We start from the raw sequence: 23362 nt of genomic DNA, 5'->3' as shown, positions 1-23362 counted from the left end.
AAACAGGAAGGTTGTTTCCACACCCTTCCTGTTTTATAGCAACGAAAGATATAATTTTAATTCATATAATTAAACAAAATGCCGCTATCTTTTAGTGCATTACAGGTACCAAACTGAAGGGCTGGGTCTTGACCTTGATTATACTCAGCATCCCATTTGTACTTCTCACCAAACACACCATCTTTATCAACAACCCAAACATTATCGCTGTCGCTGTCATATTGGTTAAAAATATCATCAGTGAACCACACCCGAGACATTTTGCTTTGCAACGCTTTATCTTTGCCGCTCAAAGACAACATTTTCTGCTCATCCATGTTGTAGTAATTGTTAAATACAAAGGGAAGCTCTGACCCATTACAAGCTTTACCAGTCAAACAGCCAATAGATTTAACAATACCGTTGATTTTATCTAGAATGCCGTCATTATCACCTATCGGCCAAACAGAGAACCCTGCATTATATTTAAACTGATACAATGTTACCGGTTGCTTTTGCTCTTGTGCAAAAACATATGAAGCACAGTCAAATAGCAAATCATTTAATAGCTTATGAAACTTACCAATATTTGCTGCGGCGCCACCATCAAGCAATGATTGATCGTTGTTCGGCTTATAATCTTCTAACTTAAATATCTCTGATGTTGTATCACTGCCAAAGAACAAGCTTGCAATAACTGGGTACATATTTTGACGCACTGGTTGGTCTAACTCTATAAAACCACTCAGCACACTACGTACTGTATTTAAAGTTTCTTTAAGGCCATCTTCAAGCTCTGATTCTTCACCCGTTAAATGATCAAATAGTTCATTGATAGTAGTGTCATACCCAAGTTCAGGAAGCAGCAAAGGCTGCTCATCACCATCGGAGATGTTGTATAGAAATAGCAGTTCTATCAATGAAGCAAAGCTGTTTGATTCATTCTCGTTGAACCCCAGCACTGTAGGAACTTTAAATTCTACTTGATGCTTCTGCTCCGTGACGTGGTAGCCTTTTTTCTCAGTGAATAATTTTTTATAGTTCTCTATATAAGGAGCATAAGGCAACAGTGAAGATGTACTATATGTTGTACTCAATATATTGCTTAATTTATTGCTAATTTTGGTATCAATGCCTTTTGCTTTTTCTTGTACAACCAACAATTTATCAATAGGCAAGTTTTCAAGAACGTTTTCGCTGCTCTGTTCTGGGTACTCTGTATTTGCAAAATCAACCAATGATTCACTCAATGCTGCCGCTGACTTGTTGCTTTTTAAAGCAAGTCCTACCGAGTTACTTTGCATTATCGCTTTCGAGAAGTACTTTCCAGCAATGTCGTCAATTCTGTCAGGGTCTTGCTCTTCATCTGTTACTTGTTGAAGGATTCCGATTGAGCTGGCACCAGCTCCTTGGCCAAACACTGTGACCTCTTGGCTATCACCACCAAAGAATCCAATATTCTTATTGATCCATTCCAAAGCCCTTTTTTGGTCACCTATTCCATAGTTGCCCCCCTTTGGATCATTTTCAGGGTCAACCCACAAGCTACCCAACAATCCCAGGCGGTAGTTCAAGGTCACTGCAATAAACGGCTCTGTACGCTCACCCAATGCAGTATCAGAAACACTTTGTGCGACAATCACATCACCGTGATTCATTTTGTGTGAGCCGGAGCCGGTCTCGAATGACCCACCATGAATAAAGACATACACCGGAAGTTTTCCGTAATTTTCAATATTCGCTGGTCGCCAAATATTCAGGTTAAGGCAATCTTCTGATTGGGTGGCAGTGCTTGCACTTGTTTGCGGACAAATATCGCCGAAATCTATGGCGGCAATATTGCCACTTAAACTTTTCATCTGGCTGTGCTGAAAACGACCAGCCTCTGCAAAACGAATCCCCTTGTAGGCTTCAATTTGCACTTTCTCTGTTTCGCCTTGGATATTGTTTATTTGAACAGTTTCAGTCACGCCTGTAATTGTGGCGTTTTCGCTATATACCACCGCGCTATTGTTAACTGGGCTTTCATTTTTATTATCACCACCACAGGCGGCCAAGCCCATGGCAATCGTTGTTGCCACCAGAGTACGAGTAAACAGTTTCATAAAAATCTTCTTCAGAAAAATAATCGTGAATTAAGTCATGCCCAACGTGCTAAACGAATGCCACTAGCCCGTGAATGAAGCGTATTGTAGAGAGATGACATCAAATGCCGTAATCGATTATGTAGGACGTTATCCACCCTTTGCCCGACCACAATTAGAGTCTTTAAAAACCAGAGCCCACTTGGAAATACAGTGCGCTGTCGCCTTCGCTGAAAGCCACATCTACCCCCATGTGGATACCGTAGCGGCGGGCAATTTGGTAACGGAAGCCCACACCATAAGCATCGACACTGCTTTCGCTTTTGGTCAGAGGGTTTTTCAATAGGCCATAGTCCGTTGTCTTACCCGCCCCATAGAAACCCGATAAGGTCCAACGGTTGTCTAGGTGGTACATCAATTGACCTTGCAGGGTGGTTACTTCATCCCCTTGGTAGCGAAACGCCGATACGCCTCTCAGGTCGATATAAGGTTTGGACAATGGTGGCAAAAACCATTCATCTGTTTTCAGGCTCTGGTAATCACCCGCAACAGCTATTGTCCATTTGTTATTGATAGGAATATAGCCTTGTCCCTCCAATTTGAATTGGTCATATTCATAGTCGCTGCCAATGGCCTCGCGATAGAGGTCGTATTCGGCGTTAACCACAAAGCCATTACGCGGGAAGAATAAGTTGTCTATGGTTTCGTATTTCGCCAATAAGCCAAGACTGGACATATTGGTCTCTTTGCCCATAAAACCAGTCAGAAGCTTGTCTGCTAAATGATTGGAAGATTCAATCGTCGAGCGGGAGTAAAACTGTTTAACACCAAGCAACAAAGGAGAGTCCCCTACCCTGAATTCAGCTTTTTGCAATACCACAAGGCCAGTAGATTCGGTATCAAACGCTAACTCGACGTCATTTCCACCGAGTGAGAATGTGTCATAAATATCGAGTTTGGCATTGCCATAACCGACAGCGCCCAAATATCGGATTTTGTCTTTATTCCACGTCCGGCGATGAGCAGCGAAAGCTAGCCAGGTGCCGTTTTGGGTCCCCGCCGCCCCGACAACAGTCACAGCCGGTGGGATAAGTTGGGCACCACCATCTAGTGATTGTTGTGCGAGTTGTTTGCGCTGTTGCTTTTCTGATTCGGATTCATGGAGAAAGATCCCCATCGCTCCGCCACCATAGCCCACGGCAGGTTCAGTGATAATGATAGGTACCGGCAAAAAACCATAGGCGTTCTCAGCCAGATAGTCACCCATGTCAAATTTACCATCCACAGGGTCGGTGAATGAGATGGCATTTGCTGCTGGAATAGCAATTATAGCTGCACTTAAAAAGGCAGCCGTGGTCGTAATTTTTTTTAACATGAGAGATTTAATATAATTATTTAAAAAAAGACTTTCATTAACTGGAAGCCGGTTAATATTTGAAATGGCTTAATCATCGCTACACCCAGCATGGAACAAACCAACATCAACGTCGGTACTAACCTTTTGTTGATAAGTGCAAACAAGGTGGGTAGTTGATTTTTAGTTTTACAGTCCAAAATAAGCAACCTTCTGCAGTTTGTATTTATTTTTCGGGAAAAATATATCGTCCTGGGCGGCAATTGTTTGCAATTCCCACTCATTCAATTGGTATGTTTTCTCCAATACAGAAAAGCTGGCATTGTTACAAAACTCAAAAGCAAGTCGAGAATTTTGACTACTTAGGTATTTCCCCGTGAATAGGGCTGAAATCAAGTCACCAACACCAACTGGTTGTTTGGCAAAATCTAAATATGGACGTTCGGCCAACCATGCTCCATCTTTAGACGCCATCATCATTGTAAATTTGTCTTTGCTAATACTGTGAAGGTGTTTTACCACAACCAATTTTGGGCCTTTGCTCAATGCGATCTGACAAGCCGTAATAGCATCTTGCAAATCGTTGATCTCTATGCCAGTAAACTGGGTTAGCTCATACTGGTTAGGTACTATAATATCCGCCATTGGCATGACTTGGTTAACTAGGATTTCTGCCACACCCGGCGCAACGATACAGCCTTTGGCTGGGTCACCCATTACAGGATCGCAGGTATAGATAGCCTCAGGATTGCGCTCTTTTACCAACTTTACTGTGTCAATAACCGCTTCACACTGCTCCGCACTACCCTGATAGCCGGACAATACCGCTTGGCATTGACCTAATTTCCCTATGTTGTCGATACCGCTAACCAGCTGGGTAATATCTTCAGCCGCAAACGCTCTGCCTGTCCACCCTTGTTCATATTGGGTATGGTTAGAAAACTGCACGGTATGAATGGGCCAAACATCAAACCCCATCCTCTGCAACGGAAATATCGCTGAGCTATTCCCTGCTCTTCCATACACAACATGTGACTGAATGGACAGAATACCAGACATATCTCACCTTCTTCGTTATTTATTAAAGGAAACTAGGCCACATATTACTGGCCGGTGAATTTGGCCGCATAGAGTAAGTAGTCTAAGGAGAATTTAATAATCGTTTTTGACGGATAGCATCCATCGTTATTGATGGCTTTAATAATTGACGGGTATCGTCCTACAAAAGTGATTATTAGATTATTTGCTCTCGCCGTATTATTTTTCACGAACCGGAGCACAGACATTGTTTTGTCGCTCTGAAATCTATTCACGGTAACTACCGCTGAATATCAAACATGACATTATATTTTTATTGGTAAAGCGATGACTATTATTCAAAACTTAATTAGTAGTTCGCCTTTTATCGCCCTATTTTTAACATTAGCCTTCGGTTACTTAATTGGTAAGATTACAATTGGCCGATTTGTATTAGGTGGTGTTGCAGGTACGCTATTAGTCGGTGTACTTATTGGGCAATTTGGCGTACATATTGACCCGGGCGTAAAAAGCATTTTCTTTGCACTCTTTATTTACGCTGTTGGTTTCCAGGGCGGCCCACAGTTCTTTAGTGCATTGAACTTCCGTACTGTGAACATCCTGCTTTCTGCAGTCGTGATGACAGTCACCGGTTTATTGTGCGTACTGGCAGCGGCTTGGATCTTCGATCTCGACCGAGGTACTGCGGCAGGCCTTGCTGCGGGTGGCCTGACTCAATCTGCCATTATTGGTACAGCGGGTGATGCAATTGCCAAGCTTTCCGGCCTGACAGCAGAAGCTAAGCAACTGATGCAAACCAACGTGGCTGTTGGCTACGCGGTAACCTATATCTTTGGTTCATTGGGTCCTATCTTGATGGTGACCTGGATTATCCCAAGCATCATGAAATGGGATATCCGTGGCGAAGCGATCAAACTGGCTGAAAAAGTATCTGGTGGTAAACCTGAGCTTGCGCCGGGTGAATTCAACGCCCTTACCGGCTTGGTAACCCGTGCTTACCTAGTTGATGCGAAAAGTAGCCTACAAGGCAAAACCATTGCCAAAGCCAATGAAAAACTCATTGATATCGCTATTGAAGTGATTGAGCGTGATGGTAAGAGCCTTGATATCGATAAGTACACACCAATTCAAAATGGTGATGTCATCATCGTAACTGGCCGCCGTAACCAGGTTCGTGAGTTTGCCAAAGAAATTGGCCGCGAAGTGCCAGTACCGGCCGGTATCGAACTTATCGAAGAAAACCGCCAGCTTATTGCGACTGATTCCAAGCTGATTGGCAAAACCCTAGAACAGGTTAAGCGTGAAACCAACAATGATATCGCCCGTGGCGTATATATCACTGGTTACCAGCGTGGCGGCAACAACATCGAGATCACTCCAGATCTTGTGGTTAAGAAAAACGATGTTATCCAGTTGACGGGTTCAGCCAAAGACATCAACCGTGTCGAGAAAAACATTGGTAAACGCCTCGGCTCAGCTTTTGTTACCGACTATGTGTTCTTTGGTCTGGGTATGGTACTTGGCCTTCTGATTGGCATGATCAGCTTCAAGATTGCGGGTATCCCGGTCACTATCGGCTCAGGTGCAGGCTGTCTGATTTCAGGCCTAATGGTTGGCTGGTTGCGTAGCCGCAACCCTCGAGTGGCTTCGTTTCCACAGGGCGCTGCTAACTTTATCCGTGACTTCGGTCTAGCTGTATTCGTCGGTATCGTTGGCCTTGAAGCTGGCCCACAAGCTGTCGTTGCCGTTAAAGAAAATGGTTTGACCCTATTGCTGCTAGGTGTTTGCGTCACGCTTATTCCACAACTTGTTTCTTTCTTCTTCTCTTACTACATCCTGAGAATTAGAAACCCAATTGAAGCGCTTGGTTGTGTAACCGGTGGCCGCAGTGCAAACCCTGCATTTGCCGCCCTACTAGATAAAGCAGGCAACTCAACACCGGTATTTACTTTCACAGTAACTTACGCGGTAGCAAACGTATTACTGACACTTTGGGGCCCAATTATTATCGGCATTATTAGTAAAAACGCCGGTATGTAATCCCCTTACTTAATTCGAAAAACATTAACTCAACACTTGCGGGTGTATTTGGGTCGGCCAATTACACCCCACCCTAAGAGAAAAAAGATTATGACTACTGAAACTAACACTATCGACTTTTCAAAATTCGCGAACCTAAGCCCATTTGAGCTTAAAGATAAACTGATTGAAGTAGCACAAACAGTACCAGACCGTGCACTGCTAGATGCTGGCCGTGGTAACCCTAACTTCTTGGCAACACTTCCTCGCCGCGCTTTCCTTCGCCTTGGTGACTTTGCCCTGGAAGAGTCTGAGCGTACATACTCTTACCTAAACGGTGGTTTCGGTGGTATCCCAGACGGTGTTGGCATTGTTGAGCGCTTTGACACTTTTGCTAAGCAAAACGCTAACGCAGAAGGCGTGAAGTTCCTACAAAAAGCATTGAGCTACACCAAAGACCGCCTAGGTATCGACAAGCAAGTATTCCTTAACGAACTTGTGAATGCCTTCCTAGGCTGTAACTACCCAGTGCCAGATCGCATGCTAACCAACATCGAGCAAGTGGTTAAGCAATACATTGGTCAGGAAATGTATGGCAGTATTCCAATGTCACACGATTTCGACCTATTCGCGACTGAGGGTGGCACAGCGTCAATGACCTATAGCTTCCAGTCTATGTTCAACAACGGCCTACTGAAAAAAGGTGACAAGATTGCGCTTATCACACCTATTTTCACTCCTTACCTGGAAATCCCAGAGCTGGCTGAATACGAACTGGAAATTGTTGAGCTTCGCCTAGATGAAGAAACATGGCAGCTACCGGATGCAGAAATTGCCAAGCTAGAAGACACGGATATCAAACTACTGTGTGTGGTAAACCCAGCAAACCCTGCATCGGTGAAAATGTCTGATGAGACACTAGACAAGATTGCAACGCTAATCGATACCAAGCGTAAAGATCTGTTCATCATTACTGATGATGTATACGGTACATTTGCAGATGATTTCGTATCTCTATTTGCAAAATGCCCATACAACACCCTATGTGTTTACTCATTCTCTAAATACTTCGGTGCAACAGGCTGGCGTCTAGGTGTTATCGGAATTCAGCACAACAATGTGTTCGATGACGCACTACAAAACCAATCTGAAGAACAAAAACTGCTACTGGATGAGCGTTATAAAACACTGACTCCAGAGCCACGTACTATTAAATTTATCGACCGTATGGTTGCAGAAAGCCGTGGTGTAGCTCTTAACCACACAGCCGGCCTTTCTCTTCCACAACAGGTTCAGATGGCACTATTCTCACTGGCTTGCCTAATGGATGCGGAAGAAACCTATAAAGATGCGTGTAAGAACATTATCCGCCAGCGTTACAACACCCTATACAAAAACATGGGTGTTGAAATGGAAAAAGATGTCAACCGCGTTGATTACTACACCCTGCTAGACCTTGATGTACTGGGTGCCAAGATGTACGGCCAAGAATTCGTTGACTGGTTCAAAGGCAACAACAAAGGTAAAGACTTCTTGTTCCGCCTTGCTCATGAGACAGGTGTAATCTTGCTTCCGGGTAAAGGTTTCGACGTTGTACACGGTTCGGTACGAGTATCGCTAGCTAACCTGACTCACCACGAGTATGAGCTAATTGGCCGCGAAACCCGTAAGGTGCTGGATGAATACTACAATGACTTCATCACAGCGACACAAGCCTAAAAATTAATAGCTGTGACTCCCCCTCACAGCCGTTAATTTCACTAAATCTAAGCCCCGCAAACATCCTGAGTGTTTGCGGGGCTTATTATTTTGACCAGACTTTATTTTATTAAAATACATTTTTTAAATATCCACATAAATTCCGCATGATGACTGAGTCATCACATCATGATTTAAATTATCTACGTATTAAATTTATTATTAACCCGTCCTCAAGAGATGAACAAACCTGTACTTTATCCATTGCGTTCAACTCTTAATTATCTATTTAAAATCCAGAGTGAATAATACTTATGAATAAATTTGAAAAGCTAGACAACGAAGTAAAAGCCCTTTCTGATGTTATTTGGGATATGGCCTCAAATGTATGGGATTTTGCCGAGCTAAGCTATGAAGAATTCAAGAGCTCTGCTTACGAAAGTGCTGTACTGGAAAAGTTTGGCTTTGAAGTTGTCGAGCGTGATATTGCAGGTCTTGCTACCTCGTGGGTAGCCACTTGGGGTACGGGCAAGCCAGTTATTGGTTACCTTGTTGAATTTGATGCTCTACCAGGTCTTGGTAACGACACTGTACCTTTTCAGGAACCAACCAAAAATGGTAACACCAACGGCCATGGCTGTGGTCATAACCTGATCGGTTCAAGCTCAATTGGTGCCGCTATCGCACTGAAAAACCATATGGAAAAAGAGAACATCCCTGGCACAATCAAAGTCTACGGTTGTCCGGCAGAGGAAGCGTTGAACGGTAAAAACTATATGGCTGCAACGGGCCTCTTTAATGACCTTGATATTTGCCTGCACAACCATCCAGCAATGGTTAACGCAGCCATCAACATGCACTCAACCGCTTCGATTGACTTGATCGTCGAGTGGCATGGTGTAACAGCACACGCTGGTGTTGCCCCTTGGGATGGCCGCAGTGCTCTGCATGCCGCTGAAATCTTCCTGATGTCTGCCAACATGATGCGTGAGCAACTCGAACCTACAGGCCGTCTTCATTACCAAATCCTTGACGGCGGTAGCGCAGTAAACGTGGTACCTGACCATGCAAAAGTACTTGTTCGCTATCGTGGCAAGAGCGCTGAAAATGTACGTAAGCATAAGAACTGGCTAGAAGATATGGCTGAAGGTGCTGCACTCTCTACCCAAACCAAAGCTGAAGTAACTAACCTAGGTGGCATTTATGACTGCCTACCAAATGACGTACTGGCAACGTCAATTACCGAACATATGCAGCGTTACTTCCCTATTGCCTGGACAGAGGAAGAGCAAAATTTTGCCAAATCTATTCAGCGTGAAATGGGCAAGCCGGAAGATGGCCTGGCAACCGATGTGCTACCGGTACAAACTGGCGTTGAAGTGGGTGGCTCTACCGACGTGGGCGATATCAGCTGGCAGGTACCGACAATGGGCGTTATCTTTGCGTCATGGCCTAAGCATATCCCACCACACCAATGGGGTTGTACAGCCTGTAACGGTATGAGCATTGGTCAAAAAGCCGGTCTGCAAGCTGCCCATACTTTAGCAGCCCAAGGTTTGGAACTTATGACCAACCCTGAGCTAATCGAAAAAGCCAAACAAGACTTTGAAGCCAAGAAGAACGGCTTTGAATATCAATCGCTGAATGATTTTGACCAGAACCCACGTGGTAAGTTGGATGATCAAGCCTTGAACCATTATGAGTGCTGCCTTCATACCGCTCTTGAACATTTTGGTATTGGCCACCAGCACAGCGAAAAGTGTAACCACTAATCGCAACATGCAACGAGATAAGCAAGTGCTGCATGGGCACTTGCTTACTTTTACTTTCCACTGGTAATCACACCCACAGAGAATAACTGTAGTTATGTATCACACTGCTATTCTGATTGAAATTATCAGCGTTTTGGGCACGGCTGCTTTTGCCATATCTGCCGTTTTAGCAGCAGAAAAAAAAGAAATCGACCTGTTTGCCGTGATGGTACTAGGTATGATCACCGCCGTTGGCGGTGGCACCATAAGAGATTGCTTGTTAGATGTGCCTATCTTCTGGGCCCAAGATCTTTCCTACATTTGGATAGCATTGGCCAGCAGTATCATCGGCTTTATCTTTTTTGGCCTACTGAAGAAAAAATGGATAAACCGTTTTTATTTGTATATTGATACCTTTGCCATCGCAATGTTTGGTATACAGGGCACAAACAAAGCTTGGGAACTAGGGTTTGGTATTCCCGCAGGCCCAGTCCTGCTAGGCGTCATCACCGCTGTTGGTGGGGGTATAATTAGGGATGTCCTGCTGCAACGCCCAACACTGTTATTTAGCAAAAACCTATATGCAATCCCGGTTACTATTGGCTGTACCCTGCATGCAATGATGCTGATGCTTATCCCAGAAATTGGCAGTATCAGTGCCATTATCTCGATAGCCTTGATCATTTACATGCGCCACCTTTCAATCAATGACAAAATCACATTACCTGAATGGGCATTACTGGGATACAGAATCCAAAAGTTCGAAAATTATCACAATAAGTAAATCAAGTTCGAAGATAAAAAAGGTGGCTCTTAAAGAGCCACCTTTTTATTTTCTGCAATTATTGCATGGACAACCAACCGAATAAAAGTATGACTGATACAGCAAATGCGAATAAGATAATTCGCACAGTTGCAATAATATAGTCTTTTTCATACCACTTAGTATCTTGGTCATTGCTTCCCAAACATTCAACTTCTCTTTTCAATTCTTCAACGTCATACCGGAGGCGTGTCACCTCTTCAATTAATTGTTTTTCTTTCATATCTTCATCTAAAAGCAGCTTCATCTCTAATGGGTTCATCGAAAAATAACCAAACCAATCAACCCTGTAAGGACACAGCCCAGAAAAATAGAAAAGGCCAACATACACCATGGGTGGTTGTTAGCCCATTGATTGATATCTTTCATCTAAATTACGGCCACCAGTCAAGTCGCTTAACTTTAGCCCGTAACTGTTCATTTTCTTTGCTTGACTCCCAAAGTAGTACTTCCAATTGATGGCGGTCTATGCAGTGCTTACCCAAAGGTCTTTCTTTTGGATAATCAGTATTTTTAATATTCCGGTTGAAATTATTTAAGCCAACCGGTTCTGGTAAAGTAAAAACAGTTGATTTAAAGCCCATAAGATGTCGAAGCAACAAAGGGGTTGGGAACTTTATTTTCATTGTATCTTGAATATTATTTGTATATAAAAACTATCCCCTATTTTATATCAAGCGCATATTAACTCATCATCCTCATTGATTGATCACACCCTCTTTATAAATCAAAACTTCCACTCAAAGCACCAATTTAAAAGTATCAATTAAAAAGCAATTTTCCGCCACCAGCAAACTAATGTCATATTAATAACTGCTCAAAACAAATTTCCCCCTATGGCAAATAAACATTAAGTATTCAGAATGATTTCGTATTCAAATAGGTGTACAATTAAGACTTATTCTCAATTGGCACGTGTCGAACCACCTAATGACTGAGCTTCATGACTAAAACACAATTTTTTGCGCACTTTCTGCGTATGAATCGCAAGTCATATATACTGGCGATTATTTTCATATTCCTTGTTAACTGGCTCCAAGTTGAGATCCCGCGCTATATTCAGTTGGCAATTGACCTGATTGATAGCCACTCACCCAATGGCCACCAGCAGCTGACAACCTATGTGGGCACCGTGGTATTCATGGCGATCGCCATGGTTGTCGTTCGCATTTGGTCACGTATGTATGCGCTTAACCCTGGCCGCATTACCGAGGCAGCCCTCAAAAATATTCTGCTGCAGAAGTTGAACCGCTTACCCAATAGCTTTCATAGCCAGTTCGCATCGGGAAAGCTCATCTCAATCATCAACAATGATTTAAATGGTGTTCGCCTGTTATTTGGTGTCGGGTTTCTGCAGTTTTTCAACGCCCTGCTGGCGCTTTCTCTTACCCCTTTGTGGATGTGGCGCATTTCGCCCGAGCTGACACTCTATTCGGTTGTCCCTATCGTTATCGCCTTCGTGATTTTCCGTATCGGTTTCAAACGCATGAAAACACTACACATGGAACACATGCGTAGGCTGCAAAACCTGTCAGCCCAGTTGATGAGTTACTTGTCAGGTATTGATCTCATCAAGAACGAGCAGATGTCTCCTTGGGTAAAGGACGAAGTCGAGAAACTGAACCAGCAACTGCTGCAATGCCGCATGAAAATCACCCGTATACAGGTGTTTTTCATGCCGGTACTGGATTATGCCAACAATCTCATGAAGATTTTGATCCTCGGGCTTGGCGGCTATATGTTAATGAACCAGCAGCTTACCCTTGGTGAAATAACGGCTTTTCTTAGCTATTCCGTGTTGCTGGCGATGCCGCTGATGCAACTAGGACGAATCGCCACCATCTATCAGCGGGGCATGGTAGGTATAGAAAGCGTGCAAACCATCCTTAATGCTGAAGTCCCAGAGCAAGATGAAACACCTTTGGCGCAACATGAAGTCGATGCACTACAGGCCAAAACACTTTCAGTACGTAACCTGAGCTTCAGCTACCCGGGTGACGAAACCCTGGTTTTAGATAACGTGAGCTTCGATATTCCCCCGGGCAAAAAAGTGGGTGTACTTGGTAGCATAGGAGCCGGTAAAACCACCTTGGTCAATAGCCTCAACCACCATTTGGATGTTCCTGCTGGCACCGTTTTCCTCGGCGATAAAGACATTACGACTTTTTCCCGCTCCGACTTGCGCCGATATATCAAAACGGTGACCCAAGACCCATATCTGTTCTCGGCTACGGTAGAGGACAACATTCGCTTCGGCAGCCTCGACCCGGATATTTCAAAAACTCAAGTCGATGAAGTGTTGTCACTCAGCCAGCTAGCCAGTGATGTTGAGCGTTTTGAAAACGGTGACCAAACGCTGGTCGGCGAAAAAGGGATCATGCTCTCCGGTGGCCAGAAACAACGATTGAGTATTGCCCGCGCCCTTTTTGAGCCATCTGATTTGATCATCTTGGATAATGTCTTGTCAGCGGTTGACTACGAGACAGAGCGTAAAATCTTGGAAGGCTTATTCGAGCGCTTGCAAAACCAATCCGTGCTGGTTGTCTCCCACCGCGTTAATGCCCTCGAATATATGGACGAAATCATCGTACTGAGTGAAGGCAAAATCATCGCCAAAGGTGATCACGCTACCCTGCTGCAAACCTGCCCTTACTATTTTGAGACCTGGAAACTGCAACAGAATGAAACGGAGGCAACAGCATGCTAAAGGGCATTGACGTTAAATACTTAAAGCACTTTTTCAAGTTTGCCAAGAAATACAAAGGCTCTGCCATCCTTGGTATTTCCATGTTGCCGCTTACCGTCGCGACCAGTTTGTTGTTCCCTTGGCTGATTATCCAGGTGATTGATAGGCATCTCGCGCAGGAAAGTACCAACGGTATGTGGCTGTATATTGCCGCCCTGCTTGTGGTACTGATCGTCGACTACATTGTTGACACCACCTACTCCTACAACCTGCGCAAAACGGGCCAGTACACCATTACGGATATGCGTTCAGTGCTCGTTGACCGCGTATTGAGACTGCCTCGCAGCTATTTTGATAACACACCCAACGGCGTGACCCTCTCCCGCCTCAGCAGTGATCTTGAAACCATCGGTGAGACATTCATCCAGTCCGTGGTTGGGCTGGTTCGAGATAGCCTCAATACCATCGCCCTATTGGTGATGATGCTCTTTATCGATTGGCAGCTAACCCTAATTGTATTGGTTATCATGCCTCCGGTAATGTACCTGACGGTATATGTCCGCAACCGCCTGCGGGCACTGCACTTGACCACACGCTCTTCATTGGCTCGCGGTATCGGCTATTTGCAAGAAGTGATTTTGGGCGTCAAAACCGTTCAGCTATACCGTGCCGAAGAAGCCGTTGAGCAAAAATACAAAGGCTATACCGATGAGTTTTTAAAAGCGCAGAAGAAGGTCAATAAATACGACGCCGTTCTGTTTTCCTTTATCTCCGGTATTACCTCTATCACTGTGGCACTGATGATTTGGTACGGCTCCGGGCAAGTCTTGGAGGCATCACTGACCTTGGGCGTACTGATTGCCTTTATCAACACGCTGGAGAAAGTGTTTGTTCCGATCCGCGATTTCACCTCGCAAATCGCCTCAATCCAAAGCTCATTTGCCGCGTTCGACCATATTGAAGAACTATTCGTCGAGCCTATCGAAGAAGAAGGCCGTGATTTACAGCCGACACATAAAGTGGAACAACGGCTTAAAGAGTTTGTCAGCCTTGAGTTCCGAAATGTCAGCTTCCGCTACAAAGATGACGCCCCATACGTGCTGAAAAACGTGTCTTTTGTTTTGGAAAAAGGCCATCAAATCGCACTGGTTGGCTCAACTGGTTCGGGTAAATCAACGATCATGCGCTTGATATCGAAAACCTATCAGGATTACGAAGGCAGCATTTTATTAAATGGTATTGAGCTCTCTGAAATCTCTATCGATGACTCAGCCCATTTGTTCTCGCTGATGATGCAGGATGTACACCTGTTTGAAGAGACGATCCATTTCAATATCGCCTTGGGTAAAGAAGATATCTCTCGCGAACAAGTTGAGCAGGCATCACGCTATGTGTATGCCAATAGCTTTATCGAGCAACTGCCACAAGGCTATGACTTCCCGTTAGATAAAAACGGCTCTAACCTTTCCGTTGGCCAGAACCAGTTAATCTCCTTTGCCCGTGCAGTGGCACAAGGCGGACAGGTAATGATGCTTGATGAAGCCACCAGCTCGGTCGACTCCATCACTGAAGATCTTATCCAAAAAGCCATGCAGCGCTTATTCAAGGAAAAGACCGTGATCGCCATCGCCCACCGACTTAGCACAGTGCGCCACTCGGATACGATCCTGGTTCTGGAAAAAGGTGAGATTGTTGAACGGGGTGACCATCAGCAGCTTGTTGAGCTAAACGGTATTTACGCTGGATTGCTCAATGAGTCGGCGCTGCAGGATACCAGTTTAGAATTAGCAAAATCGTAATGTAATTTCGATACAACAAAGGCCGCATTTAGCGGCCTTAATTCGTTTGGCTATTGTCTACTTAGGATTACGAATTAGTTCGCAGGCCAGTGGTAGTAAGTAAGGTTGTCTGGATCAGATTGCGCATCGTTGTTATACAGTGTGCGCAGAGCAGCTTTAGCACGGTCTCCAAATACTTCACCATCAGCACCGAATCCATCGAAGTGATCAAGGAAGCCAAGTGCATGCATGAGTTCGTGAGTTGCTATCTCAACGTCAGCTAGGCAAGTGCCATCTGGATTATCAAGGTTTATCCATACCCATCCACCATCTGCTTTGAAGTAGTTATTCTCGTCAATAACAATAGGGGCAATCTGCATATTGTTGGGGCCAATAGAGGCAGAGCCACAACTTTGGTTACCATGCATTTTTACACTTGTGCCAACAGAGAAGATAAGACCGCCTTTGCCTTCTACTGAAGAGTAATCTAGTTCAGAAGGAAACATATCTTCGTCGTGATCAACGTGGATGTAACCCATGTCTTTAAAGATAGGTCTGCCGATAACTTCGTTGATATTTGCGATTGCTTGCGCAAAGCGAGGGTCTTTTTCGGCAACATCACCTGTTTTCGAATTCACGTTATAGTAAACAGGAATAAGCTCTTTTTCGTTAGCCACATAACGAGCCGTCATTTTCTCAACTGCTGGCGTATTCGGATCCAACGAGCAACGTAGGGACCCGCATTGGTACTCGTTATTTAGATCAACCGACTCTTGGTCAGTTAAAGGGAATTGGTATTCATTATTGACATAAATATCATCTCCGAGCAATTTCCAAGACGTTTTGATAGCTGCGATGGTTTGAGCTTCGGAAGCTGGTTTGTTGCTACCATTACTGCCGCCATTGTCACCGCCACCAGAACCGCCACAGCCAGCTAGCGTTGCTACAGCAAGTGCTGCAAAAACATATTTTTTGTGAGTCATAATATCCCTTTTAAATATAAAACCACCTTAACCTCATCCATATAAGAATAATATTTTGAGTAAGATAGATAATAAGATGCGGGATTTTGTAATAAGTCAGCTGTAATTTCAAATTGAATAACACTATGTATTTATTGCTTATATAATCCGAAATTAACATATAAGTTTTATTTTATTTGTTATTGCGCCTTATAACCCCGCCCTATGGCTTTAATAATGATTATATTATTTTTTTAACTGAGTTATGTATTACTCCTAACACTCATTAATGCCAAGTTTGGGAATTTTTATTCTTTTAGTCTATTTTTTATTCATAAAGAAAAAGAAGGTAAATTATTCGTACCACTTCTTTTTTAAAACCTCTTCGAATAATCGATAGGTATATTTTCTTATGTCATCTTCAGCTTAACACTTGGAAGAAAGGCAAAACCGTCACTCTCGCAGAGTAACAAATTGAAATAATTTACTACATTGACCCTCGAGTCATTCCAGACTTTATCCTCTCAACCACTCCGTTAAACACAAACTTTGAATTAAATTAGGTGGTACAAAATGGGTGTTGGTTCTACTGGAGGAATCGATCTAGAAAATAAAAGCATAGGGATGGCATTAACCAAATTTGCTGTGCCTTCCATATTGGCCGTGTGGGTCTTTGCCCTCTATACCATGGTCGATGGTATGTTCGTGGGCCGCGGCGTCGGCCCCGAGGCACTGGCTGCGGTAAACTTGTCCCTGCCTTTCATCAATATCATGTTTGCAATCTCAATCCTGATCACCATTGGTGCAGGTACTTTGGTCGGTAAACTTAAGGGTGAAGGGAAAATCGGCGAAGCCAGCGAGATTTTCTCGCAAGCCATATACTTTTTAGCCGGCTTCGGCGCTGTTGTTTGCTTCCTTGCCTTTATCTTCGTCGAAGATGTTGCCTACCTGATGGGTGCTCGGGGTGAGCTGATCCCTATGGTAGCCGAGTATTTGGGTACCCTTCTCTTTTTCCAAACCTTCTATTTGATGGCTTATTCGATGGAAGTGTTTGCAAAAATTGATGGCTTTCCGCAACGTGAATTGGCCGCGATTTTATGTGCTGCTGTCACCAATGTCATTCTCGACTACGTATTGATCATTCAGTGGGGATGGGGTCTGCGCGGTGCCGCTATCGCAACAGGTAGTGCTCAGATGCTACAGATGTGCTTGCTAATTCTTCACTACCGCAGCCGCTCAAGTAACCTTCGCTTTGTCCGTGTAATGCCAAAGCTACATAACATCATCAAATACGTGAAAATCGGTACACCTGACTCAATTACCGAAATGTCTGCTGGCTTCGTATTGATGGCTTTTAACAATGCTATTTTGTTCCACTACGGGACTGCCGAGCTCTCTGCTTTCAGTGTCATTGGTTACATCAACAACTTCATGCTGATCACTTATATCGGCCTGACTCAAGGCATGCAGCCAATCATTACTTTCTCTCGCGGTAAGAAAGACCACGGCAGTATTTTGGCTGTTGCCTTGCTGACAGTAAAAGTTGCACTGCTGATTGGTGGTATGTCTGCCTTGGCGGTATTCTTCTTCGGGGACAACATTGCAATGGGCTTCCTGGAAGATCCTGAGTTGGTCGCCATGTCACACCAGTACATGAAGATATTCTCGCTGGGCTTCATCTTTATGGGCGTCAACACTGTTATCTCTGGGTTCTTTACTGCGCTTGAAGCGCCGAAGCGAGCAGGTCTGATTTCACTGATGCGCGGCTTCATCATGGTCATGCTGTTCCTGTCCCTGCTGCCGATGTTCTTTGGTGCAGAATCCATCTGGTGGGTAACAGGCGCTGCAGAATTGGTAACCGTATTTGCCGCTATTATTCTGTTTGCAAGGAAGATCAGCTTCCACCGTATTGGCGCCCCAGTCGTCAGTCCGGCCTCGTAATCTCCCCCCTATTCCCTCTCACAGACTCTCTGTGGGAGGGAATCCTGCGACATTCCTCGATAGCCCTGCACATTGGTTACCATTGGTCAGTGCACCGTTAAGCATGGTTTACACGATAATTGTTGCCTGATCCCTGTTTAATCTCGTGACGTTTATACTAGTAGTGTCTTCAAGCACCCCGGGAGAAGTTATGTTTGATTCATCTTCATGGGACAAAGGCCGTCACTCAGGTCATTTGAGTGAGGATGCTGAAAAGGGAAGACAGCGTCGAATGTACCTTAACGACCCAGGCTCTTTATACCTATTGCACGCTGAACAACAGCTAGAGTGTGGTGAGGGCAAAGATTTAATTTCTCTCAATGAACCGAGACGTAAAGCCAAATCTTTAGTTCGCTGGCCTGATTTGTTGTCGTTAGATATAGCTTACTGGAACGATCAACAAGCGCCGATCATGCAGCTAGGTCGTGACCACAGACAAATTACAGCGAACCAAAGCAACCCAAAATATATATCTACGATCCCAGATACATACATTAATGAGTTTAGAGGAGAGTGGATAAGGCTTCTCTACAATGGCCATTTTGTTTACGGCAACCTATACAGTGCTCTCCATTACATCATCAAATGGGCTCTGGCTGCAGTTAAATCATGGCTAGATAGGCGCTTTCCTTTCCAGTTACAGAGAGACAGCCAATTACTCCCTTATAACGTCGGAAACAATCTGGCCTATCATCAAGAAAATCACTTTAGCAATGAACTGGTAAAAACGTATTTAACTAGCCACTACTGTGACTGGATAAACGCTCACCTTTTCGATTTAACCATTGAGTTGAACCATCACCTCAACCATCAAACGCCCGCAACTTACATCATTGATTACGTGAACGCAAAAGGGCTTCCGTGTGTCGATTTTGTTTGCAAAAACCAAGACGCTTTAAGGCTAATACGCCCAAGCCGCTTTGTTGAAGATATGCAGAGTATGATTTGTGACACCCGTTACCTTGAGCACAAAGCACAAGAATTAGCAGCCAAAATTGAAAACGAAATACGAGAACTAGGTTGGTGAGAAGAGGAAAGGCTCCATTTGGTGTTAGCCAGAGCTAAATTGCGCACCCAGTACAATCTAAAAAAGAGAACATGATGATTATTCTTATCACTTTTACAAACTTGCGATTGTCACCAATACTTTAGCCAATCTTCTCATTATCGGTTCAGTTAGTCGTTAAATTTATACGCTAACTAAGGAGCGACTGTGACCCAAATAGACATTGGTATAAACAGCGAAGGCAGAGTCAAAACGGCCGACGGCCTGAAAAAGTTACTTGCTGATTCTTATACACTATATTTGCAAACTCACAATTTTCATTGGAATGTTCAGGGCCCGCATTTTAGAGACTTGCACCTGATGTTTGAAGAGCATTACACCGAGTTAGCAACTGCCGTTGATGAAATTGCTGAACGTATCCGTACCTTAGACGTACCAGCCCCAGGCACATTTCAAGAGTTTGCCCGCCTCAGCTCAATAGAAGAAGTAGATGGTGTTCCCAGCTCTTCCGAAATGGTAGACATACTTACTAAAGGGCACGAGCAAGTCGTCAGAACCTCTCGAGAGGTTCTCAAGTTGGCACAAGCTGCAAACGATGAGTCGAGCGTTGCGCTAGTTTCAGATCGCATGCGAATTCACGAAAAAACAGCTTGGATGCTGAGAACAATTCAGAAGTAATGTACTGAAACTTAAGCTTAATAAACAACAAATGTAAATATCACGCTGTGAAAAAACAGCACCGCAATTGTCATTATGCAATGTACGTGGAATTCACTGGAATAGGAGAATTATTATGCCGCAGGATAAACCTACCGCGGGTAAATGTCCTTTTTTGCATGGTTCGATGACCACTAATGACCGTACGGAAATTGATTGGTGGCCCAAGTCACTTAACCTAGATATTCTTCATCAGCACGATACAAAAACAAACCCTTTAAGTGACTTTAATTATCGGGAAGAAGTCCAGAAACTTGATTTTGCAGCTCTCAAACAAGACCTTATCGCTCTGATGACAGACAGCAAAGAGTGGTGGCCTGCAGACTGGGGGCATTACGGTGGTTTGATGATACGTATGACATGGCACGCTGCTGGTACGTATCGTATTGCCGATGGTCGAGGCGGTGCCGGTACCGGGAACCTTCGGTTTGCCCCTCTCAACTCATGGCCAGACAATACCAATCTGGATAAAGCAAGACGGTTACTGTGGCCAATCAAACAAAAGTACGGTAACCGCCTTAGCTGGGCTGACCTAATAGCTTATGCCGGTACCATGGCCTATGAATCTATGGGCCTTAAAACCTTTGGCTTTGGTTTTGGCCGTGATGATATCTGGCACCCAGAGAAAGATATCTATTGGGGCTCGGAAAAAGAATGGTTGGCGCCAACAAATAACCCCAATAGCCGCTGGTCTGGCGAGCGAGACTTAGAAAACCCGCTTGCTGCCGTCATGATGGGTTTAATTTATGTTAACCCAGAAGGTGTTGACGGAAATCCTGATCCTCAAAAAACAGCCCATGATGTTCGCGTCACGTTTGCTCGTATGGCGATGAACGACGAAGAGACGGTAGCTCTGACTGCCGGTGGGCACACTGTGGGTAAGGCGCACGGTAATGGTGACGCATCACTGCTCGGTCCTGAGCCTGAAGGCGGTGAACTTCATGACCAAGCCCTTGGCTGGCTGAACAAAGACAAACGTGGTGTCGGCGCTGATGCGGTAACCAGTGGCCTTGAGGGTGCGTGGACTACCCACCCTACGCAATGGGACAACGGTTATTTTAAACTACTGCTCAATCATGAGTGGGAGCTGAAGAAAAGCCCAGCAGGTGCATGGCAATGGGAGCCTGTTGATATCAAAGAGGAAGATAAACCCGTTGATGCCGAAAACCCATCAGTGCGTCATAACCCAATCATGACAGATGCTGATATGGCAATGAAGGTTGATCCTGAATACCGCAAGATATCAGAACGGTTTTACAACGACCCAGCCTACTTCTCAGAAGTCTTTGCCCGTGCATGGTTCAAACTTACCCACCGTGATATGGGGCCAAGAGCACGTTACATTGGGCCTGATGTTCCGTCAGAAGATCTCATTTGGCAAGACCCTGTACCAACAGGGAGCACAAGCTATAACGTGGACGCAGTGAAAGCAAAAATCACGTCCAGCGGCCTATCGGTCAGCGACATGGTATCCACCGCGTGGGACAGCGCCCGCACATTCCGAGGCTCGGATAACCGTGGTGGCGCAAATGGTGCACGGATCCGTCTAGCCCCGCAGAAGGACTGGCAGGGTAATGAGCCTGAACGCTTATCGCGGGTTCTATCCGTCCTAAGTGGTATCGCACAGGAGTCTGGAGCGAGTGTTGCTGATGTGATCGTGTTAGCAGGTAATGTCGGCGTTGAGCAGGCTGCTAAAGCTGCAGGCTTCAATGTTGCTGTTCCATTCTCTCCAGGTAGAGGCGACGCCAGCGCAGACCACACCGATCAGGAGTCCTTTGAAGTATTGGAGCCTCTACATGATGGTTATCGTAACTGGTTGAAGAAAGAGTACCTCGTTACCCCTGAAGAGATGCTATTGGATCGTACCCAGTTAATGGGCTTAACCGCTGCTGAGATGACAGTCCTTGTCGGTGGTATGCGTGTAATCGGCACAAACCATGGCGGTACACAGCACGGTGTCTTTACTGACAATGTAGGTCAATTGACTAACGACTTCTTCGTGAATCTGACTGACATGAATTACACCTGGGAACCTGCTGGCAGTAATCTCTATGAGATCCGCAATCGCCAATCAGGTGAAGTGGCTTGGACCGCAACAAGAGTCGATTTAGTGTTCGGTTCAAACTCTATCTTGAGAGCTTATTCAGAACTCTATGCCCAAGATGATAACAAAGAGAAGTTTGTAAACGACTTTGTTACAGCCTGGGCCAAGGTCATGAATGCTGATAGGTTTGATCTGAAATAAGTCAGCGACTCCACTTAAAGAGGAAAGATGTAAGTTTTCTCTCAACGTAAAGCCTCTGGGATCCCAGAGGCTTTAATATGAAAACAATACCTTACAATCCAATCATTTTGCTTTATCAAAGCCTAAAAAAAGCACCTTTCACTAAATACCTTTCAATCGAGCAAATGTGGCTCTAGTTATTAGTCATAAATAAGTTTGAAATTTTAGCTGCCGTTAACATTTTCCAATGATTTAATTTGACCAAAATTTGCGGGTACGAGTAATGTTTAATTAACACATAACAATAAAGTAGGCGCTAATTGTGGACGGGAATACGCTATTTCATTACACCTCAACGGACGGGCTACTGGGCGTTATGCTCAACAAAGAGATATGGTTTACCGATTACCAGTTCTTGAACGACAAAGGGGAGTTCAAAAAGGCGCTGCATGCCCTCACAGGGCGACTTAGAGACTCAGAGTACAGTGAATGCAGTAAAAACCTGGAAATGCTCCTACATCAAATCGAAACCCAGCACTCCATGTGTGTTTGCTCTTTTTCCGGTACCAGTGACTCCCTAACCCAGTGGCGCTTTTATGGTGATGACTGCCGCGGGAGTTGTATCGGTTTTAGGTCCGATGTACTAAAAAACAATACCAGTGATAGCCCTTCATTAACTTGTTCTGCTCACTATTTTGGCGGTACGCTAATGCTAAGTGAGACATTCAAATGCAGCTATGACCCGCTCCATCACTATATTGAGGAGACCATTAGCCTGTTCAAAGAACTGTTCGACTTCTTGAACACTATGGATATGCCCAACGAACACGAGCAACGAAATACGCTAGAAGCCTTGGCGCCACACTATAAATCATCACTATTTTCCTTGCTCAAAACACTATTTGCCTGGAAGCACCATGACTTCATTAACGAAGATGAATCACGGGCCATTGCACTAGTGCCACTCAGTGAGCTGAGCTATCGCGTAAACCGGAACCTTATCACGCCATATTACAAGCGTACCTTGGAAGATGTCTTTTCCATGGAATCGATCAAAGTCATCATTCTCGGGGCGAAATCCGACAAAAGGAACTCACTGGCGATCTCCAGCTTGACCTCGCAATACGGCGAGCAAGCCCTGCTATGGGGCGCTAACGCCAGAGAGCTATCTCAAATAAGACCTGAGACCTATGAAGATGTAGGACAATGTGCAAGGCACAAGACCCAATATAATTGAAGCCAGCAATACTCGACTCCAATCAA

General features: G+C 44.6%; 17 protein-coding genes. 11 read left to right on the top strand and 6 right to left on the bottom strand.

Annotated features, from left to right (window positions below; genetic code table 11):
• Nucleotides 1-56: 56 nt before the first annotated feature.
• The 3 genes from ACXAD4_RS07965 to pdxY form a co-directional block, all read right to left on the bottom strand.
• On the bottom strand, nt 57-2084 hold the full coding sequence (locus tag ACXAD4_RS07965; protein WP_475240370.1) for a carboxylesterase family protein: 2028 nt from the start codon (nt 2082-2084) through the stop codon (nt 57-59).
• 163 nt (nt 2085-2247) lie between these two features.
• Nucleotides 2248-3438 (bottom strand): BamA/TamA family outer membrane protein, encoded by a 1191-nt coding sequence (locus tag ACXAD4_RS07960; protein WP_475240368.1) that lies wholly within the window; start codon nt 3436-3438, stop codon nt 2248-2250.
• Nucleotides 3439-3606: 168 nt separating this feature from the next.
• Nucleotides 3607-4476, bottom strand: coding sequence for a pyridoxal kinase PdxY (gene pdxY / locus ACXAD4_RS07955; protein ID WP_475240366.1), 870 nt, complete (start codon nt 4474-4476; stop codon nt 3607-3609).
• 306 nt (nt 4477-4782) lie between these two features.
• Between pdxY and aspT the strand changes: the two genes are divergently transcribed.
• From aspT to ACXAD4_RS07935, 4 genes are all read left to right on the top strand, one after another.
• The gene (gene aspT / locus ACXAD4_RS07950; RefSeq protein WP_475240363.1) at nt 4783-6495 is read left to right on the top strand and encodes an aspartate-alanine antiporter; all 1713 of its coding nucleotides are present in this window, start codon (nt 4783-4785) and stop codon (nt 6493-6495) included.
• Between the two features lie 90 nt (nt 6496-6585).
• Nucleotides 6586-8193, top strand: coding sequence for a bifunctional aspartate transaminase/aspartate 4-decarboxylase (locus ACXAD4_RS07945; RefSeq protein WP_475240361.1), 1608 nt, complete (start codon nt 6586-6588; stop codon nt 8191-8193).
• Nucleotides 8194-8486: 293 nt separating this feature from the next.
• On the top strand, nt 8487-9944 hold the full coding sequence (locus tag ACXAD4_RS07940) for an amidohydrolase (RefSeq protein WP_475240359.1): 1458 nt from the start codon (nt 8487-8489) through the stop codon (nt 9942-9944).
• Nucleotides 9945-10038: 94 nt separating this feature from the next.
• Nucleotides 10039-10707 carry a trimeric intracellular cation channel family protein gene (locus ACXAD4_RS07935; protein ID WP_475240356.1) on the top strand — a complete coding sequence of 223 codons (669 nt, stop codon included), beginning with the start codon at nt 10039-10041 and terminating at the stop codon, nt 10705-10707.
• Between the two features lie 58 nt (nt 10708-10765).
• Here the strand turns inward: ACXAD4_RS07935 and ACXAD4_RS07930 are convergent, their stop codons facing one another.
• A complete protein-coding gene (locus ACXAD4_RS07930) occupies nt 10766-11008 on the bottom strand; it encodes a hypothetical protein (RefSeq protein WP_475240354.1) in 243 nt (80 codons plus the stop codon).
• 112 nt (nt 11009-11120) lie between these two features.
• Nucleotides 11121-11372, bottom strand: coding sequence for a hypothetical protein (locus ACXAD4_RS07925; protein WP_475240353.1), 252 nt, complete (start codon nt 11370-11372; stop codon nt 11121-11123).
• 317 nt (nt 11373-11689) lie between these two features.
• On the opposite strand from ACXAD4_RS07925, the gene ACXAD4_RS07920 reads away from it, so the two are divergent.
• Nucleotides 11690-13453 carry an ABC transporter ATP-binding protein gene (locus tag ACXAD4_RS07920; RefSeq protein ID WP_475240351.1) on the top strand — a complete coding sequence of 588 codons (1764 nt, stop codon included), beginning with the start codon at nt 11690-11692 and terminating at the stop codon, nt 13451-13453.
• Nucleotides 13447-15231, top strand: coding sequence for an ABC transporter ATP-binding protein (locus ACXAD4_RS07915; protein ID WP_475240350.1), 1785 nt, complete (start codon nt 13447-13449; stop codon nt 15229-15231). The genes ACXAD4_RS07920 and ACXAD4_RS07915 overlap by 7 nt, the downstream gene beginning before the upstream one ends.
• Before the next feature lie 74 nt (nt 15232-15305).
• Here the strand turns inward: ACXAD4_RS07915 and ACXAD4_RS07910 are convergent, their stop codons facing one another.
• The gene (locus ACXAD4_RS07910; protein WP_475240349.1) at nt 15306-16193 is read right to left on the bottom strand and encodes a hypothetical protein; all 888 of its coding nucleotides are present in this window, start codon (nt 16191-16193) and stop codon (nt 15306-15308) included.
• A gap of 603 nt (nt 16194-16796) precedes the next feature.
• On the opposite strand from ACXAD4_RS07910, the gene ACXAD4_RS07905 reads away from it, so the two are divergent.
• From ACXAD4_RS07905 to ACXAD4_RS07885, 5 genes are all read left to right on the top strand, one after another.
• Nucleotides 16797-18113: an MATE family efflux transporter gene (locus ACXAD4_RS07905; RefSeq protein ID WP_475240347.1), complete on the top strand. Its 1317-nt coding sequence runs from the start codon at nt 16797-16799 to the stop codon at nt 18111-18113.
• Nucleotides 18114-18303: 190 nt separating this feature from the next.
• Nucleotides 18304-19179 (top strand): hypothetical protein, encoded by an 876-nt coding sequence (locus ACXAD4_RS07900; protein WP_475240344.1) that lies wholly within the window; start codon nt 18304-18306, stop codon nt 19177-19179.
• Between the two features lie 186 nt (nt 19180-19365).
• Nucleotides 19366-19836, top strand: coding sequence for a Dps family protein (locus ACXAD4_RS07895; protein WP_475240343.1), 471 nt, complete (start codon nt 19366-19368; stop codon nt 19834-19836).
• A gap of 115 nt (nt 19837-19951) precedes the next feature.
• Nucleotides 19952-22120, top strand: coding sequence for a catalase/peroxidase HPI (katG, locus tag ACXAD4_RS07890; protein WP_475240341.1), 2169 nt, complete (start codon nt 19952-19954; stop codon nt 22118-22120).
• A 301-nt stretch (nt 22121-22421) separates the two neighbouring features.
• Entirely contained in the window at nt 22422-23336 is a 915-nt protein-coding gene (locus tag ACXAD4_RS07885) for a DUF2971 domain-containing protein (protein WP_475240339.1), read from the top strand.
• Nucleotides 23337-23362: the final 26 nt, after the last annotated feature.

The organism is Photobacterium sp. AWH4_225, assembly GCF_056158405.1.
This window is presented reverse-complemented; position numbering and strand designations above follow the sequence as displayed.

Bases quoted from the DNA above. Each gene is read 5' to 3' on its own strand.
- ACXAD4_RS07905 (WP_475240347.1), top strand. From the start codon at position 16,797: ATGGCATTAACCAAATTTGCTGTGCCTTCCATATTGGCCGTGTGGGTC.
- katG (WP_475240341.1), top strand. From the start codon at position 19,952: ATGCCGCAGGATAAACCTACCGCGGGTAAATGTCCTTTTTTGCATGGT.
- ACXAD4_RS07930 (WP_475240354.1), bottom strand. From the start codon at position 11,008: ATGAACCCATTAGAGATGAAGCTGCTTTTAGATGAAGATATGAAAGAA.
- ACXAD4_RS07925 (WP_475240353.1), bottom strand. From the start codon at position 11,372: ATGAAAATAAAGTTCCCAACCCCTTTGTTGCTTCGACATCTTATGGGC.
- ACXAD4_RS07965 (WP_475240370.1), bottom strand. From the start codon at position 2,084: ATGAAACTGTTTACTCGTACTCTGGTGGCAACAACGATTGCCATGGGC.
- ACXAD4_RS07920 (WP_475240351.1), top strand. From the start codon at position 11,690: ATGACTAAAACACAATTTTTTGCGCACTTTCTGCGTATGAATCGCAAG.
- pdxY (WP_475240366.1), bottom strand. From the start codon at position 4,476: ATGTCTGGTATTCTGTCCATTCAGTCACATGTTGTGTATGGAAGAGCA.
- ACXAD4_RS07935 (WP_475240356.1), top strand. From the start codon at position 10,039: ATGTATCACACTGCTATTCTGATTGAAATTATCAGCGTTTTGGGCACG.
- aspT (WP_475240363.1), top strand. From the start codon at position 4,783: ATGACTATTATTCAAAACTTAATTAGTAGTTCGCCTTTTATCGCCCTA.
- ACXAD4_RS07940 (WP_475240359.1), top strand. From the start codon at position 8,487: ATGAATAAATTTGAAAAGCTAGACAACGAAGTAAAAGCCCTTTCTGAT.
- ACXAD4_RS07900 (WP_475240344.1), top strand. From the start codon at position 18,304: ATGTTTGATTCATCTTCATGGGACAAAGGCCGTCACTCAGGTCATTTG.
- ACXAD4_RS07960 (WP_475240368.1), bottom strand. From the start codon at position 3,438: ATGTTAAAAAAAATTACGACCACGGCTGCCTTTTTAAGTGCAGCTATA.
- ACXAD4_RS07945 (WP_475240361.1), top strand. From the start codon at position 6,586: ATGACTACTGAAACTAACACTATCGACTTTTCAAAATTCGCGAACCTA.
- ACXAD4_RS07910 (WP_475240349.1), bottom strand. From the start codon at position 16,193: ATGACTCACAAAAAATATGTTTTTGCAGCACTTGCTGTAGCAACGCTA.
- ACXAD4_RS07915 (WP_475240350.1), top strand. From the start codon at position 13,447: ATGCTAAAGGGCATTGACGTTAAATACTTAAAGCACTTTTTCAAGTTT.